The 16,101-nt window shown below is 73.1% G+C and carries 10 protein-coding genes; 4 read left to right on the top strand and 6 right to left on the bottom strand.

The genetic code is table 11. The features are described 5' to 3' along the window. Positions 1–3: 3 nt before the first annotated feature. The gene (locus BMW78_RS14605) at positions 4–813 is read right to left on the bottom strand and encodes an ABC transporter permease (protein WP_091761247.1); all 810 of its coding nucleotides are present in this window, start codon (positions 811–813) and stop codon (positions 4–6) included. 210 nt (positions 814–1,023) lie between these two features. Between BMW78_RS14605 and BMW78_RS14600 the strand changes: the two genes are divergently transcribed. Together BMW78_RS14600 and BMW78_RS14595 are read left to right on the top strand one after the other, a co-directional pair. After that, the gene (locus BMW78_RS14600; RefSeq protein WP_091761245.1) at positions 1,024–2,886 is read left to right on the top strand and encodes a CDP-glycerol glycerophosphotransferase family protein; all 1,863 of its coding nucleotides are present in this window, start codon (positions 1,024–1,026) and stop codon (positions 2,884–2,886) included. Next, entirely contained in the window at positions 2,883–4,694 is a 1,812-nt protein-coding gene (locus BMW78_RS14595) for a CDP-glycerol glycerophosphotransferase family protein (RefSeq protein ID WP_091761243.1), read from the top strand. The genes BMW78_RS14600 and BMW78_RS14595 overlap by 4 nt, the downstream gene beginning before the upstream one ends. Before the next feature lie 79 nt (positions 4,695–4,773). On the opposite strand, the gene BMW78_RS14590 is transcribed toward BMW78_RS14595, so the two are convergent. Next, complete coding sequence (locus tag BMW78_RS14590) at positions 4,774–6,651, bottom strand: glycosyltransferase family 2 protein (RefSeq protein ID WP_177180406.1); 1,878 nt, start codon at positions 6,649–6,651, stop codon at positions 4,774–4,776. A gap of 30 nt (positions 6,652–6,681) precedes the next feature. Further along, the gene (locus BMW78_RS14585) at positions 6,682–8,157 is read right to left on the bottom strand and encodes a bifunctional cytidylyltransferase/SDR family oxidoreductase (protein WP_091761239.1); all 1,476 of its coding nucleotides are present in this window, start codon (positions 8,155–8,157) and stop codon (positions 6,682–6,684) included. Positions 8,158–8,312: 155 nt separating this feature from the next. On the opposite strand from BMW78_RS14585, the gene BMW78_RS14580 reads away from it, so the two are divergent. Both BMW78_RS14580 and BMW78_RS14575 read left to right on the top strand, forming a co-directional pair. Further along, the gene (locus BMW78_RS14580) at positions 8,313–10,253 is read left to right on the top strand and encodes a DUF6541 family protein (RefSeq protein WP_091761237.1); all 1,941 of its coding nucleotides are present in this window, start codon (positions 8,313–8,315) and stop codon (positions 10,251–10,253) included. A gap of 162 nt (positions 10,254–10,415) precedes the next feature. Beyond that, complete coding sequence (locus BMW78_RS14575) at positions 10,416–12,353, top strand: hypothetical protein (protein ID WP_143056266.1); 1,938 nt, start codon at positions 10,416–10,418, stop codon at positions 12,351–12,353. 47 nt (positions 12,354–12,400) lie between these two features. On the opposite strand, the gene BMW78_RS14570 is transcribed toward BMW78_RS14575, so the two are convergent. Genes BMW78_RS14570 through BMW78_RS14560 form a run of 3 tightly spaced genes read right to left on the bottom strand, consistent with a single transcriptional unit; the run spans position 12,401 to position 16,022 of the window. Beyond that, positions 12,401–13,273 carry a glycosyltransferase family 2 protein gene (locus BMW78_RS14570; protein ID WP_091761233.1) on the bottom strand — a complete coding sequence of 291 codons (873 nt, stop codon included), beginning with the start codon at positions 13,271–13,273 and terminating at the stop codon, positions 12,401–12,403. Then, a complete protein-coding gene (locus BMW78_RS14565) occupies positions 13,270–14,433 on the bottom strand; it encodes a glycosyltransferase family 2 protein (protein WP_091761477.1) in 1,164 nt (387 codons plus the stop codon). Before BMW78_RS14565 ends, BMW78_RS14570 begins: the two co-directional genes overlap by 4 nt. Further along, entirely contained in the window at positions 14,430–16,022 is a 1,593-nt protein-coding gene (locus BMW78_RS14560; RefSeq protein WP_091761231.1) for an LCP family protein, read from the bottom strand. The genes BMW78_RS14565 and BMW78_RS14560 overlap by 4 nt, the downstream gene beginning before the upstream one ends. Positions 16,023–16,101 lie beyond the last annotated feature (79 nt).

Below are 16,101 nucleotides of genomic sequence, written 5' to 3'. Positions count from 1 at the left end.
GGCTCAGATCTCCTTCAGCACCGGCCGCTCCAGGCGGCCGAAGACGGTGTTGCCGATGAACACGAGGGCCACGCTCACGACCGCGCTGGTGGCGATCGCGCCCCACTGGATGGGGAGCTTGTCGTGCTCGAAGAAGCCGGCCCGCATCGCCTCCAGCACCCCGGTCATCGGGTTGAGCCAGAGGACCTTGTCGTAGGGCTGTGGCACCAGCTGGCCCGAGTAGATCACCGGGGTGGCGTAGAAGAGCATCCGCAGGACGATGCGGATGACCCGCTGCATGTCGGTGATGAGGGCGGTGACCGGGGCGAGCAGGAGGCCCAGGCCCACGGCCGCGATGAACTCGACGACGACGGCGAAGGGGAAGAGCACCAGCCAGCCGTTGAGGTGCGTCTTGCCCTGCAGCAGGTAGAAGCCGAGGAAGAACAGCAGCACCGGCAGGGAGAAGACGTACTCGATGCCCTTGGACACCACGACCCGCACGACCCAGATCTCGCGCGGGAGGTTGGTCGAGCGCACCAGCTTGGCCTCGGAGATCAGGGCCCGGGACGTGTCGGTCAGGGACCCGGAGAACCACTGCCAGGCCAGCAGGCCGATGAGCAGGAAGAGGAAGTACGGCTCGTGGCCGAGGTCGTTGCGCTTGAAGATGTAGACGAAGACCAGGAAGTAGATCAACGACATCAGCAGCGGGTCGAGGATCGTCCACACGTAGCCGAGCACGCTCTGGGAGTAGCGCACCCGCAGGTCTCGGATCACCAGCGTCCACAACACGCTGCGCCGGGCCGCGAGGGCCTCGGTCCGGGAGATCAGCCTCATTCGTCCTTGCCTGTCCAGTGCCGGGTCGGCGGCGGGCGTCCGCCTCACCTGTCGGGTCATCCTTGTGCGGTACCCGGCGACCGAGCGTACGCCACACCGGGGGCTGCTCCGCGCCACGGTGGCGGTCCGGGCCGGTCCAGTATCCTCGGGCGGGTCGCGACGCCTGCGGCGCCCGCTCGACGCACCCGCCCCTGAACCGGAACGGACTCCATGCACCGACTCGCCCGGACCCTGCGCAGCGACGTGGGGGCGCTGGTCCTGTATGCCGCCACGGCCGCCCTCATGGTGGTCGCCGCCCTGCTCGGGGGATGGTCCGCCGGCTGGGGCTGGGTCCTCGGGCTCGCCCTGGTGGCCAACTACGTGGCCGACGCCCGGCTGTTCCTCGTCGACGAGCGGGTCGTGCAGTGGCTCAACGAGCGGCAGCTCGCCAGCGCGCAGCGGGCGTTCCTCCGGGAGGCCTCCGCGGTGCTCGGGTGGGCGGTCATCGCCCGCCCCGACGCCTGGGTGGCCCTGCTCGTGGTGGCCGGTGTCGGCGCCACGCACCTGACCCACGCGGCATACCGGGTGCTCTCCGGGCGCAACCAGCGGCTGCGCCGCGGGCGCCTCGGCTGGGCGAACCTCGACGTCGACGGGCGCACCTCCGGTCCGGAGCTCCTGCCGCCCACGCTGCCCCAGGTCGCCACGATCACGGGCCCGCGCGTGGCCCTGCACGTCGACGTGCCGTTGCTGCTCGGCCTGTGGGTCGGCTGGGCGACCGGCTCCGCGGCTCCCGTCCTCGTGGGGCTGGCCCTGCTGCTCGCCGGGTCGGCCTTCGTCGCCTACCGGGTGCTCGAGCGGCGCCGGACCATCGCCCGCCTGCCCTCCCCGGCGGAGGACAACGCCAAGCTGCTCGCTGCCGTCGAGCGGCTGGCCCCCGAGGTGGCCGTGTACTTCAGCGGCGGCCAGGACACGACCTACCAGCTGAACGTCTGGCTCGAGACGGTCGACCGGCTCCACCGCCCGACCGTCATCATCCTGCGCGAGTTCCTCCACCTCGAGGCGCTGCTGCCGACGCGCACGCCGATCCTCGTGCTGCCGCGGGCCCGCGACGTCGAGGCGATGCAGGTGCCCTCGCTGAAGGTGGCCCTCTACCCGACCACGGTCAACAAGAACAACCACATGATCCGGCTGCGCGGCATCCGGCACGTCTTCATCAACCACGGTGACGGTGACAAGTCGGTCACCTACAGCCCGCTGCACCGCGTCTTCGACGAGATCTGGGTGGCCGGGCAGGCGGCCTGCGACCGCTACCTGCGCCGGGGTGAGGGCGTGCGACCCGAGCAGCTGGTCACGGTCGGCCGCCCGCAGCTGGCGCACATCCAGCCACGCACCGGCCCCGCCTCCCCGACGCCGGAGCGGCCGCTCACCGTGCTCTACGCCCCCACCTGGGAGGGCAACTTCGACGGGGTCGACTACTCCTCGGTGGCCCCGATGGGCGAGCGCATCGTCGACACGCTGCTGAGGTCCGAGCTGCCGGTGCGGGTGCTGTTCAAGGCCCACCCGGCCACCGGCACCCGGCTCCCCCGCGCCGCCGCCGCGCGCGAGGCCATCGAGCAGCGACTCAGGTCCAGCGGCGGGCGGCACCAGGTGGTCGGCACCGAGCCGGACTCCCTCTACAACGCCTTCAACGAGGCCGACGTGCTCGTCGCCGACATCTCGAGCGTGGTCGCCGACTTCCTCGCCTCGCGCAAGCCCTACCTGGTCACCAACCCCCGCGACACCGCCCTCGCGGACTACCACCGCGACTTCCCCTCCACCGCCGGCGGCGCGGTCATCGCCCGTGACTGCGCCGACCTCGCCGCGGCCCTGACCGACGCGGTGGGTCCCGACGTCAACCGCGCGCGCCGCGAGGAGCTGGCCACCTACTTCCTCGGCGCCCCGGTCGCCGACCCGGTCGAGCACTTCGCCGACGAGGTCGACCGCGCCTGTGAGCGGGCGCAGGCGGCTCTGGCCCGCAGCGCCGACCACGCCCAGCTGCTGGCCACCGACGACGCCGGGGCCCAGCCCCGCACCACCGAGGAGACCGCCCGATGAGCGCGCCCGCAGCCCGGCTGTCCCGGCCGTCCCTCACCCGCTACCTGCCGCCCGTCGCACTCCTGGCCCTCGGCTTCGGCCTCGAGGCGCTGGCCATCCCCTTCTCGACCGGTGTGCCGGTCGCCGCCGCGGTGCTCTTCGGCCTCGGCGCGGTCGCCGGCCACGTCGCCGAGGCCTGGCTGGTCCGCCGGCCGGTGCTGTTCGAGGCGCTCGAACGGTTCCAGGTCGGCCACACGGTGCGCACCGGCCTGCGGGGCGTGCTCCTGCTCGGGTTGGTGGCGCCGTGGTCCGCGAGCGACCGAGGCCTCTTCGTCGCGGTGGCCGTCGCCCTGGCCGTCATCTGGGTCGCGCGCCTGCTGCAGGTGGCGCTGCAGGCCGACAGCGAGGCGCGACGACTGCTGCCGGTTTCGTGGCGGAACTTCGAGGTGCCGGGCGTGCGGCGACGCCCGGCGCTGGCCCCTGCACTGCTCAGGCGCGCAGGCCACGGCAACAGCGCGGCCGGGACGGTGGTCGCCGCAGGGGTGGTCGCCCACCTGGCGGGCGGTCCGGGTGGCCTGGTCGTGGTCGCAGCCGTGCTGGCGGCCGTCCTGGCTGCGACGCTGCTGGCCCTGGTGGTCGCCGACGCGCTGCGCGCCCGGGCCGACACCTCCGCCGAGGAGGCGGTCGACCTGCTCGCCGCGGCGCTGCGCGAGCTGGCACCCGAGGTGCTCTTCTACTACAGCCGCCCGGAGGCGATCGGCTACATCGCCAACGTGTGGACGCCCACGCTGGAGGCGGTCGGCCGCAACACGGTCGTGCTGGTGCGCGAGCCGCACAACGCGCCCCTCGTCGAGACCGACCGCATCCCGGTCGTGCAGGTCACCCGCGCCACCGACATCGAGCGGGTCGTCCCGGAGTCGGTGCGGATCGCGCTCTACCCCTCGAACGTGGCCAAGAACAACCACCTGCTGCGCCTGCCCGGCATCGTCGACGTCTTCGTCGGCCACGGCGACAGCGACAAGGGCGGCAGCGCCACGGTGCTGACCCGCATCTTCGACGAGGCCTGGGTCAGCGGGCCGGCGGCGCGCGACCGCTACCGGGTCGCCGACGTGGGCGTCCGCGACGAGCAGGTCCGCGAGATCGGGCGCCCCCAGCTGGCTGAGATCCAGCGGGTCGCGGCGCCCCTGGCGCAGGACAACCGCGGTGGGAGCGGCACCGCCTCGTGGGACTACACCGTGCTCTACGCCCCCACCCGTGAGGGCTTCTTCGCCGAGTGGGAGTACTCCTCGGTGCTCACCCAGGGTGCCGGCATCCTGCGCACCCTGATGGGTATGCCGGGGGTGCGGGTCCTCTTCAAGCCGCACCCGGGCACGGGCACCGACGACCCCGCCTTCGGCGAGGAGGTCGAGCGGCTCAAGGCCATGGTCGAGCAGGCCGGCGCCCCGCACGAGGTCGTGACCGGGGCCGAGGGGCTGTACTCGGCCTTCAACCGGGCCGACCTGCTGGTCAGCGACATCTCCAGCGTCATCACCGACTTCCTCGCGTCCGGCAAGCCCTACGTGGTCACCAGCTCCAGCGCCGAGGACCCCGAGCAGTTCCGGCACACCTTCCCCTCCGCCGCCGGCGCCTACGTCCTCACCGGCGACGGCACGGACGTGGCTCAGTGCGTCGAGGACGCGCGGACGGTCGACACGTTCGCCGAGCAGCGGGCCCGCACCGCGGCATACCTCCTCGGCGACTACCAGACCGACCTCGTGGCCCGGTTCGACCGGGCCGTCGACGAGGCCGTCGAGGCGGTCCGGGCGCAGGCGGCCCAGCGCATCGCCTGAGCCGGCGCCGACCTGCCCCGCCGGGCTGTCCGGTGCGGCAGGTCAGGGGCCCTGGGTCGGCCGCGTCGGGCCCTGGGAGTCAGGCCGTGGGCCCGGGCTCGGCGGAGACGCCGAGGTCGTTCACCCGTGCGAAACGGCCGGCGGGCACCTCGACCGCGAGGTCGAGCCCGGCGGCCAGCAGGGGCAGCTCCGCCTCGATCGCAGCCACCGACCCTGCTGCCTCGATGCGCGACGGCGCGGAGACCTCGAGCCCCGAGGCCTGGTCGACGGCGCACAGGCGGGCGCCCAGCGGGGCAGCGCCCGGACCCACGTGCACGGGAAGCTCGACCCGCACGCGCAGGGTCTCGGCACCCCGGTCGACCGTCGCCGACAGCGCGCGCCCGGCGAGCCGCTCCCCGAGCGAACGGGTCTTCTGCCCCACGTCGAGGCTGAGGTTGTCCTGCTCGGTCCAGTAGGGCACCACGACCAGCGGCTTGCCGCCGACGACGGCCGGCTCGAGCTCGGTCTCCAGCCCCTCGATCCGCACGGCGCCGAGGCGCCGGGTGACGTTGTTGCCGGCGCCCCAGTCGCGCAGCCGGATGAAGAGGTCCCAGACCCCGGCCGAGAGTGGCTTGCCGCCGACGGCCCCGGGGTCGACGGCTCCCTCGGCCACCAGCCGGAACGGCTGCCGACCCGAGCCCCCGCCGGGGGCGGCCGACACCGTCAGGGCGACGGGACGGTCGACCTTGGTCTCCCGGTCGCGCAGGAGCAGCTCGACGCGTGGCTCCTCCACCGGCCTGAGCACCCGCGCCTGCTCCGGCACGTCCTTCGCCGGGCCCTCGTAGCGCAGCTCGCCGGCCTCGGACACGGTGAGTGCCGGGTCGCCCTTACCGGTCTCCACGGCGAGCGTCGCCGAGAGGTGCAGCCGGCCGTCCTTCCACCGGGCGTCGTCGAGGCGAGCCGACAGCACCAGGGAGGCGTCCCACGCGGCGAGGCGCACCAGGTCGTCGTAGCGGCCCTCGCGCAGCAGAACCGAGCGGACCCGGTGTTGGGGGCCGAGGGGCTCCCAGATCCCCGGGGAGGTGAACCGCTCCAGGGCGAGCTTGCGGATCTCCTCGTACATGCGCCGGCGGTAGCTGTCCCTCCAGCCCGCGAACCCCTTGCCGCCGACACGGTTGAGCATCTCGACGCTGTACCAACGGCGCATCACCAGGTCGCGGAGCGGGCCCGGCTCGGTCAGCCGCTCGACGATGTCGATCCCCTCGCGCAGGTTGCCGAAGTAGCCCACCGGCTCGATGGTCCCGAAGCCGGCGTTGCCGGCGTCGTCGCGGGCGATGTGGTGGTAGCAGGTGTAGTCGGACAGCACCGAGACGACCTGGGCCCGCAGGTAGGCCTCGACGACGAAGACGTGGTCCTCGAGGCGGCGCCGCCCCTCGGGGAAGCGCAGGTGGTGCTCGTTGAGGAACTCGCGCCGGAAGCCCTTGTGCGGGGTCATGCTCTCCATGAGCGGAGCGGTCTCCAGGGTGCACGCCTCGTAGTTCTGGCGGAACAGGGTGCGGGGCACGCGCCGGCCGTGCCCGGCGATCTTGCCGATGACGACGTCGGCGTGGTTGCGCGAGGCCATGTCGTACATGCGCTCCAGCGCCTCGGGGGCGAGCGAGTCGTCGTGGTCGACGAAGTAGACGTACTCCCCCTTGGCGGCCTCGATGCCCACGTTGCGGGGCTTGCCCGGCCACCCCGAGTTCGGGATGTGGATGGTGGTGACGTTGGGGTGTTTCGCGGCGAGCTCGTCCAACCGGGCCGGCGTGCTGTCCGTGGACCCGTCGTCGACGAAGATCACCTCGTACTCCGACGCGGGCAGGCTCTGCCCCAGCAGCGAGGACGCGCAGGGCTCGAGGTAGGACCCGGTGTTGTAGACGGCGACGACGACGCTCATCTTGATCTGCGGGCGTCGGAAGAGCCGGTCGGCGAGGCCCATGGCCATCTCCTTACGTGTGGTTGTGGCCCGTCAGCGCGAGCGGGCGGCCTCGGCGCCCTCGGGCATCTCGTCATGGGGCTCGGTCTGGTGCATGTCGTCGGCGACGTGCGCGGTCAGCTCGTGCGAGGTGAAGGGGTCGGCGCGGCGGATGTCGATGACGTGGCCGGTGAGCTCCGACAGCATCGTGCGCAGCGACGAGCGTGCCACGGTGTCGGAGTCGAGCAGCGAATCGGCGGGCTCGTGGCCGAAGGCCTTGGTGCGCATCGGCGTGCCCGTGCGCTCGGGGTTCATGCAGTTCACCCGCACCCCGCTGGCGGCCCACTCGTCGGCGAGCGCCTGGGTCAGGTTGACGGTGGCCGCCTTGGCCGAGGAGTAGAGGCTGTAGCCGCTGCGGCCCCGGGTGTAGCTGCTGGAGGTGAACAGCAGGAGCGCGCCGCTGGTGTCGCGCAGGTAGGGGAAGAACTCCTGGGCGATGAGGATGGGCGCGATGTAGTTGACCTCGGTGGCCGCGTAGATGGTCTCCTCGGTCGTCTCCTCGAGGGTCCCCCGCGGCAGCACGCCGGCCGTGTTCACGACGAAGTCGACCTTGCCGTCGGCGGCGAGCACCTGCTTGCGCGCCTTGACGATGTCGGCCCGCCGCTCGACATGCGTCCCTGTGCCCGAGCGGCTGAAGCTGTGCACGCTCGCGCCGTACCGCTCGGCGAGCGCGACGATGTCGGCGCCGATGCCGTAGGAACCGCCGAAGACGACGATCGTCTTGCCGGCCAGGGCGGCTCGGTACTGCTCCTCGTCGAGCTCCTGCGGCAGGCCGTGGCTGGTCAGCTGGAAGAGCTTGTCGGCGAGGTAGACGTCGATCGGCTCGGTGACCTTCATGTTGCGCTCGTCGCCGGCGACCACGGCGATCGGCACCTCCGGCAGGTAGCGCAGCACGACCGTGCAGTCGTCGGTGGCCGTGAAGTCCGGGTCCTGTCCCGCCAGCTCGTAGGCCCGGCTGATGACCGAGCGGCGGAACCCCTGCGGGGTCTGCCCGCGCCGCAGCTCCGCCCGCTTGAGGACGTCCTTGATCTCGAGCTGCTCCGTGACGGCGATGATCGTGTCGGCCGAGGGGATGGCGGTGTCGACGGCCTCGTAGGTCTCGAGGGCCGCGACGCAGTCCTCGATGATGCGCTGGCTCAGCAGCGGCCGGACGGCGTCGTGGAAGAGGACGTTGCACTCCTCGTCGCCGAGGGCCTGCAGCGCCCGCTCGGTCGTGCCGTTGCGGGTCTCGGCGCCCTCGAGGATGCGCGTGACCTTGCTGTAGCCGCCGTCGGTGACGATCGCGCGGACCGGGTCGAGGTACCCGGGGGTCATCATGACGATGACCTCGTCGATCAGCGGGCTTGCGTCGAGCACGTCGATGGTGTGCTCGATGATCGGGCGTCCCGCGATCTTGATCAGCTGCTTGGGGATGCTCAGCCCGACCCTGCTGCCGACACCACCGGCGAGGACCACTGCCACGTTGCGCATGGTTGTCACCGGCCAGACACTACCCGGTCGCCGGGCCCCCACCGGCGGGCGCGGTGGGTGCCCGTGACCCTCGTTATGCTGCCCGTCATGCTGCACGGGACGCCGACTTCTGCCGAGCGCCCCCTGCGGGCTCCCCAGCCCCGGGCGACGTCCTCGTGAGGGGCGTCGCCGACACCAGCTGGCTGGAGGCGGTCCCCACCATCGGCGTCGCGCTGCTGGTGCTCTTCGTGCCGGGTGTCGTCGCCGCGCTGCTGCTGCGCGCCCGCCCGTCCACTGCCCTGGCCACCGGGCCGGTGCTGACCGTGACCGCCATCTCCATGGGCGGGATCGCGGCCGCCCAGCTGGGGGTTCGCTGGGGTCTGGCCACCCTCGCCGCGAGCTTCGGCGCGCTGTGGCTCGTCACCGGCCTGGCCGGCCTCGTGCCCAGGATCCGCGAACGGTACGACGACGGTCCGCTGTGGCCCCTGGCGGTGGGCGCCGCCCTGGGCCTGGCCGTCGTGGCCGCCACGCTGGTGGTGGTGTCGGGCTCCGCCGACGCCCTCCCCCAGCACCCCGACACCGTCTTCCACGTCAGCACGACCCGCTGGATGGCCCAGACCGGTGACATCTCCTCGTTGCACGCCGCCGGCTACGCCAACGGAACGGGCAGCGGGTTCTACCCCGCCGCCTTCCACGCGATCGCGACCACTGTCCTGCAGCTGAGCGGCGCCACCGTGGTCACCAGCATCTCGTCCACCGTCCTGGTGACCGCCGGGGTCGTGTGGCCCCTCGGCGTCATGCTGCTGGCCCGCCGGGTCCTGGGGGCCACCGTCCCCGTCACGTTGGCGGCGGCGCTCGCCAGCGTCGCCTTCTCGGCCTTCCCCTACTGGTTCATGGGCTACGGCGTGCTGTGGCCCAACCTGTTCGGGCAGGCGCTGTTGCCGGCCATGCTGGCCGCGCTGGTGGCGGTCGCGAGCGGTCCCGACCGCCTGAACGCGTCGCTGCTGCTCCTCCTCGGTGTGCCCGGCCTGGCCCTGGCCCACCCCAACGCCTTCATCGCCCTGGCCATCATGGGTGCGGTCATCGTCGTCTTCGCCCTGGTGCGGCAGGCCTGGGCCTCCCGCAGCCGTCCGGTCGTGGCGGTAGGGGCCGTGCTGGCGGCGGTCGTCCTGGTCGCGGCCGCCGGCGGCGCGTGGGTCGTCGCCACCGCGGGGGCGGGGTCCATGCGTGACTCCAACCCCCCCGGGCCGGAGATGACCTCGTCGGCCGCACTGGTCGACGTCCTGTTGTTCGGGCCACGTGACGCGCAGCTGCTGTGGGTCACGGGAGCGCTCGTGCTGGCCGGCATCGTCGTGGTCCTGGTCCGGCACCGCCGCCAGCTCTGGCTGCCCGTGGCCTTCGTCGTGGTGGGCGGCCTCTACTTCCTCAACGCGGCGGTGGACTCCTCCACCACGCGCCTCCTCACCTGGCCCTGGTACAACAACACCCCCCGTCTCGCAGCGCTCCTGGTCGCCCCGGCCGCGGTGCTGGCCGCCGCCGCCCTCGCCGCGGTCGTCGACGGGGTGCGCCGCCTCGCCGCCTCCCGCCGGCGGCCGGTGGGGGTGACGGCCGCCACGGCCGGCGTCCTCGCGGCATACCTGCTCGTGACCCTCGGGGCCTCGACGCAGGCCCACCAAGAGCTGCTCACGCCCTTCTTCAACCAGCGCGCCGGCTACGCGTGGGTCAGCAACGGCGAGCTGTCCGCGCTGCGCACGCTCGGCCGGAAGCTGCCGGCCGACGCCGTCGTCGCGGAGAACCCCTACAACGGCGGCTCCTACCTCTACCTCGTCAGCGGCCGCCGGGTGCTCTTCACGAGCGAGAAGGCCAGCACGACGGACGACCTGAAGCTGCTCGGCCGCAGCCTCGACCAGATCGGCCGCGACCCGCAGGTCTGCGCCGCGGCGCGGCGGCTGCACGTCTCCCACGTCCTGACCGGCGGCCACTCCTCGACCTTCGGCCCCAGCCGTGAGAAGCGGTATGCCGGGCTGTCGGCCGTGAGCCTCTCCCCCACCTTCAAGTACGTGGCTGGGGCCGGTCCCTACCGCCTGTACAAGGTGGTCGACTGCGCCGGGTCGTGACACCGCTCGGGGACCCGCGCGATGCCCCGTCCGATGCCGGGTTCCCGCCCAGCCCCATGCGCTACCCTCGCCCTGCGCCGAGCCCGGCGCCCCCCGCCCCAGGAAGGTTCCAGCACCGCCCCATGGCAGACACCACGCGCACCGACCGCGCAGGCGTCGTCGATGCCTAGGACCTCCGGGATCTCCCTGACGAGCACGGAACGCGTGCCCGGGGTGCCCGACGCCCCGGGACTCGCCGCCACCGGCGTGCTGGCGCTCGCCTACCTCGGGCTGTTCGCGGCCGTGGCCGTGCCGAGCTCCCCGCTCTTCGCCCTGTTCGCCCTCCTGGTCGTGGGTGCCGAGTTCGCGGTCTGGCGCGTCGCGCCCCTGTCGGCGTGGGCCCTTGCCCGGGTGCAGCTCGGGCTGCCGTGGCGCTGGGCCATCGGCGCCGCCGCGCTCGCCGCGCTCGAGGCCCGCCTGTCCGGGCCCAACACCTCCCTCGACGTGCTCGTCGTGGTGTGCGCCGCGGCCGTCGGCATCTGCGGTGGCGTGGTCGAGGGCCTGGCCCAGGTCGTGGAGTACCTCCGGAAGAGCCCGGTGATCAGCCGCGGCCTGCCCCTCGGTGGCCTCGTGCTGCCCCGCGAGCCGCGGGCCCTGCTGCACCAGCGGTCACGGCTGCTGTGGCCCGCGGTGCTGGTGCTGCTCGTCGTGCCGGCCCTGGCCGCAGGCACGATGCTGCCGTCCTGGCTCGGCGCGACGGCCGCCGTCGGCGCCGCCGCCGGAGCGGTGGGCGTGGTGGTCTGGTCGCTGGTGCTCGCTGCCGAGACCCGGCGCGCCCGCCCCCGGTCACGCGTGCCGGAGGCCGTGCAGGCAGCGGTCACCGAGCTGGCCCCCGACCTCGTCCTCTACTACGGCGGCACCGCCGACGCCCTCTACCAGCTCGAGATGTGGCTGCCCACCTTCGAGTCCAGCGGCCACCGCACCCTCGTGGTGCTTCGCGACCGCGAGGCCCTGCGCCTGCTGCGGCCGACGACCCTGCCGGTCGTGTGCATCCCGGCCGGCACCGCCCTCGTCGCGTTCGACCTGTCGACGGTGCGCGGCGCGCTGTTCGTCTCCAACGCCGCCACCAACATCCACCTCATCCGCAAGGGCGGCATGCGCACCGCCTTCATCGGCCACGGCGACAGCGACAAGTCCAGCAGCCGCAGCCCCTTCACCAAGGTCTACGACGAGATCTGGGTGGCGGGCCCTGCGGGCGCCGAGCGGTATGCCGGGTGGGAGACGGCGCTGGTCAGCGACCGCATCCGCCTCGTGGGCCGCCCGCAGGCGGTGGCCGCACCACACCGCGTCCGCTGCCCCGGTGAGCCGGCGACGGTGCTGTACGCCCCGACCTGGGAGGGCTGGGGCGACGAGCCGTACCACTCCTCCCTTCCGTACCTCGGCGTGGACCTGGTCCGCCGCCTGCTGGCGACCGACGGCATCCGCGTGCTCTACCGGCCGCACCCGCTCACGGGCACCCGCGACGCGGGCGTGCGCAAGGCCCACCACGACGTCGTGGCCCTCCTCCAGGAGGTCGGCGCCCAGGTGCACCGCGACGCGGCGCCGACGGCCTCGGCCTCGCCGGCCGAGGCAGACGCGCTGGCCCTCATGGACGCCGCGGCCCGCAGCGCCGCCGGTGGGATGCACCGCGAGCCGGGTGCCACGGCGCAGTTCTGGGCCGAGGCGCCGGCCACGACCCACCGCGTCGTCGAGGGCAGCTGGCCCGGCCTGTCCAGCTGCTTCGAGCAGAGCGACGCGCTGGTGGCCGACGTCTCCAGCGTCGTCTCCGACTGGCTGGCGCTCGACCGCCCGCTCGCCCTCACCAACCCCGAGGGCCTGGACGCCGCCGAGTTCGGCGAGCGCTTTCCCAGCAGCCGCGCCGGCCTGCTGGTCGGACCGGACCTCGCGGGGCTCGACGCCATCGTCGCCGACCTGCTCGCCGGGCAGGACCGCACGCGTGCGCAGCGCTCGGTCGAGCGCGAGCACCTGCTGGGCACCCCACCCGAGACGGGCGCCGAGCGGTTCAGGGCCGCCCTCGACCAGCTGGTCGAGCAGGCCGGACCGGTGCCGAGCGGCTTCTAGCACCGGTGCCGAGCGGCTTCTAGCACCGGTGCCGAGCGGCTTCTGGCTCAGACGACCGGCGGGCGACCGAGGCGGGTCATCCGCCACACGGTGCGCCACCGCATCGGCCGGCGCGGGCCGGGGTCGGTGCGCCAGCCCTCCAGGAAGCCCCTCCCCCACGTCCGCAGGGCATGGGCGTCACGGTTGCGCAGCACCATGAGCACCACCCAGGTGCCGAGGTACAGCGGCACCAGCAGCACGGGCAGGTTGCGCCGGGCCAGCCACACCCGGTTGCGCGCGTTGTAGCGGTAGTAGACGTCGTGCCGGGCCGGTGAGGTGGCCGGGTGGCACATGGGCGCGTCGGCGTCGTAGCGGATGTCCCAGCCGTGGTCGAGGACGCGCCAGGCCAGGTCGGTCTCCTCGTGGGCGAAGAAGAAATCGCCCGGCAGGCCTCCGGCCTCGTCGAAGGCGACCCGCCGCACCGCGCTGGCCCCACCGAGGAAGGTCGTGACGAGCGAGGACCGGTGCGGGTCGCCCGCCCGCAGCCGTGGGACGTGCCGGCGCTGGGTGGTGCCGCCCTCGGGGTCGACGATCCGCAGCGACACCACGCCCAGCCGGGGTTCGGCCGCGAAGGCCGCGCGCAGCCGGTCGGCCGTGCCGGTGTCGGGCAGCCATCCGTCGTCGTCGAGGAAGAGCACGACGTCGCCGGTGGTGCGGGCCACCCCGGCGTTGCGGCCGGCGGGGATGCCGGCGTTCTCGGGCAGGCAGAGCACGTCGACCCAGTCGGGCAGGCCGGTCAGCTCGACGCCGTTGCCGACCACCACCGTCTGCACCGGCTCACCCTGCTGGTCGCGCAGGCTCTGCAGCGACCGGCTCAGCTCGGCCGGGCGGTCGCCACGGGTGAGCACGACGCAGCTGAGCGTCGGCAGTGGTGGTTTCACGCGCCGCTGCCGGGCGTAGCCGGCGAGTCGACGCTGCCGGGCGTAGCAGGCGAGTCGAGGCTGCCGGGCGTAGCGGGCGATTCAGCACTGTCGTGGGGCACGCCGTGCTCGCGGTCGAGCTCGGGCATGAGGTCACGCGGGCTGCTGAGGAATCCCCAGCCCCAGCTGAGGTGCATCGTCGGCAGCACCACCGTCTCGAGCAGCCGCTCGCGCCAGTCGAGCCGGCCCTTCATCGTGAGACCGCCGAGCGTGGTGACCGAGAGGTACCCAGCCGGCAGCACCCACGCGGGCGCCCACAGGAAGCCGGCGACGGCACCGCCCGCGACCAGCACGAGGGCCGTCGGAGGTGCCAGGTAGCGCAGGTTGATGGTGCCGCGGTGCTCCCGGGCGACGACGCGGCGCCACCGGCCGTAGTCGCGGTACTGCCGGGCCAGGGTCGCCAGCGTGGGGCGCGGTCGGTAGGTGACCCGCAGCTCGGGCGAGAACCAGACCAGTCCCCCGGCTTCACGGATCCGGTGGTTGAGCTCCCAGTCCTGGGCTCGGGTGAACCGCTCGTCGTAGCCGCCCATGCGGCGCAGCCACTCGCGCCGGAACACCCCGAGGTAGACGGTGTCGGCCGGGCCGGACGCCCCGCCGGTGTGGAAGGCGGCGTTCCCGACGCCGAGGCGCGACGTCATGGCGGCCGCGACGGCGCGCTCGAAGGTGGTGACGCCCTCGGCGTGCATCACCCCACCGACGTTGGCGGCACCGGTCTGCTCCAGCAGCTCGCAGGCGGTGCGGACGTAGTCGGGCTCGAGGATGCCGTGCCCGTCGACCCGGACCACGACCTCGACCTCGTCGGGCAGTGCCGCGAGCGCGGCATTGAGGGCCTCCGGCGTGCGACCCGACGGGTTGCGCACCGTGCGGACCCGCGGCTCGCGGCGCACGAGGTCAGCGGCGATCTCGTCGGTGCGGTCCGTGCTCGGGCCGAGCGCGAGGACGACGGTGACGGACCCGGCATACCGCTGTCCGAGCACGGCGGCGACCGCCTCCTCGAGGTGCCGCTCCTCGTTGAGGATCGGCATGACCACCCCGACGGCGGCCGCGCCGTGAGCGCCGCGTTGCGGCGCCCGGTGGGGCTCCTCGTCGTGCTGCTCGTGCGGACGGTCCGGCGAACTCATGAGGCGGAGCATACGGAAGCCAGGTCGGCCTCCGCCGCCTGCCCGCGCACCTGCACCGGCCCCTGGGGGCCCGCCCCACCCTGCCGCGGCGTCGCGGCGGACGTCCCGCCCGACTTCCCGCTGCCGCTCTTCGCGCCGGAGCCGGAGCCGCCTGAACCAGAGCCGCTGGAGCCGGTCGAGGACCGGGAAGCCTTCGCTGCCGGGGTCTTCGTACCTGCCTTGCTCTTCTCCGACGCGGCGATGGTCGCGGCCACCTGCTGCCTCACGAAGTTGGCGTCGTAGTCCCACGGCTTGATGAGCGGCGGCACGAAGTTGACGCTCTTGATCTTCTGCGACCGCGTCTTCATCGCGAGGTCGGCGAAGTAGCCGAGCTCGGACTGGGGCAGGTCGGTGTGCACCATGCCCGAGCTGGCTGCGGCGATCTTCTGGAAGCGGGTGAGCACCGTCTGCGGGTCGACCTGGTCGACGAGCGCGGTCATCACGCAGCGCTGGCGGGCCATCCGGTCGTAGTTGGTGGAGCCGGTGCGGGACCGGGCGTACCAGAGGGCGTGGAAGCCGTCGAGGTGCTGGCGGCCGGGCTCGATCCACCCGCTGATGGGCGAGGTCTCCCCACCGATCGGGGTGCGCCGCTGCACGGTGACGTCGAGGCCGCCCACCGCGTTGACCATCCGCTGGAAGCCCTTGAGGTCGACCATGACGTAGTAGTGCACGTCGAGGCCGCTGACCGCCTCGACCGCCTCACGCGTGGCGAGCACGCCCGGGTTCTGGGTACCGGGTGGGAACTCCGCACGGTGGTTCTCGGCCCACGTGTAGATGCCGTTGAGCAGGCACTGGTCGCCGCAGTTCCAGCCCTCCGGCATGAGCCGCTGCATGACCGACCCGGGTCGGAAGTTGATGTTCTCCATGTCGCGGGAGAAGCCGAACATGACGGCGCGGCCGGTCTCGGCGTCGACGCTCGCGAGCTGGATGCTGTCCGGACGGGTGCCGACGCGCGACTTACCGCTGTCGGCGCCGAGCAGCAGGATGTTGTAGCGGCCGTCGGTCGCGGCGACCGCGCGCTTGCCGGTGAAGAGGGAGTTGAGGGCGTCCTTGCCGGCTCCGACGCTGCTGGCGGCATACACGAGGCCGCCCGAGGTGACCACGAGCAGCCCGGCGGTGAGGCCGGTGAGCCAGCGCCGCGCCTGGATGACGAGGCGGCCAGGCTGCCCGAGGCGCCAGGCGTCGAGGAAGAGCACGCCCCACAGCGCGGCGAACCCCCACAGGCCCCACTGGAGGACGGTGAGAAACCAGGAGCGACCGAAGAGCCCGAGGAAGGCGGTGCGGTGCACCAGGAACAGCATCCCGGAGAGGAAGGCCAGCACCCACAGGCCCAGCCAGCAGCGGACGGCGACGCGGCCCAGCGTGCGGTTGCCGGCAGCGAGCTGCGCGCTCCCGGGGAAGACGAGGGTGAGCAGGATCAGCGAGAAGGCGCGGCGGCGGCGCATCCGGGGGCCCATCAGCTCCGGGTCGGCGAGCCGGCGGTCCGGCCGACCCGACAGGTAGACGCTCTCCTCGGCGTCCAGCTCCGGTGGTGCAGGGGGTCGGCTCATGGTCGCTCAGTATCAGGGAAGTGACGGGTGTTACTCCTGAGGCGCGCGGGTCTTTCCTGGGTTGGTGCGGTGCGTCCTT

The sequence above is a fragment of the Pedococcus cremeus genome, from assembly GCF_900111375.1.
Taxonomy (GTDB): Bacteria; Actinomycetota; Actinomycetes; order Actinomycetales; family Dermatophilaceae; genus Pedococcus_A; species Pedococcus_A cremeus.
Note: the sequence above shows the minus strand (reverse complement) of the source record. Positions and strands in the feature narration are given on the sequence as shown.

Coding starts and splice junctions, on each gene's coding strand:
- BMW78_RS14600 (WP_091761245.1), top strand. CDS start 1,024: ATGCACCGACTCGCCCGGACCCTGCGCAGCGACGTGGGGGCGCTGGTC.
- BMW78_RS14585 (WP_091761239.1), bottom strand. CDS start 8,157: ATGCGCAACGTGGCAGTGGTCCTCGCCGGTGGTGTCGGCAGCAGGGTC.
- BMW78_RS14590 (WP_177180406.1), bottom strand. CDS start 6,651: ATGGGCCTCGCCGACCGGCTCTTCCGACGCCCGCAGATCAAGATGAGC.
- BMW78_RS14560 (WP_091761231.1), bottom strand. CDS start 16,022: ATGAGCCGACCCCCTGCACCACCGGAGCTGGACGCCGAGGAGAGCGTC.
- BMW78_RS14575 (WP_143056266.1), top strand. CDS start 10,416: ATGCCTAGGACCTCCGGGATCTCCCTGACGAGCACGGAACGCGTGCCC.
- BMW78_RS14595 (WP_091761243.1), top strand. CDS start 2,883: ATGAGCGCGCCCGCAGCCCGGCTGTCCCGGCCGTCCCTCACCCGCTAC.
- BMW78_RS14565 (WP_091761477.1), bottom strand. CDS start 14,433: ATGAGTTCGCCGGACCGTCCGCACGAGCAGCACGACGAGGAGCCCCAC.
- BMW78_RS14605 (WP_091761247.1), bottom strand. CDS start 813: ATGAGGCTGATCTCCCGGACCGAGGCCCTCGCGGCCCGGCGCAGCGTG.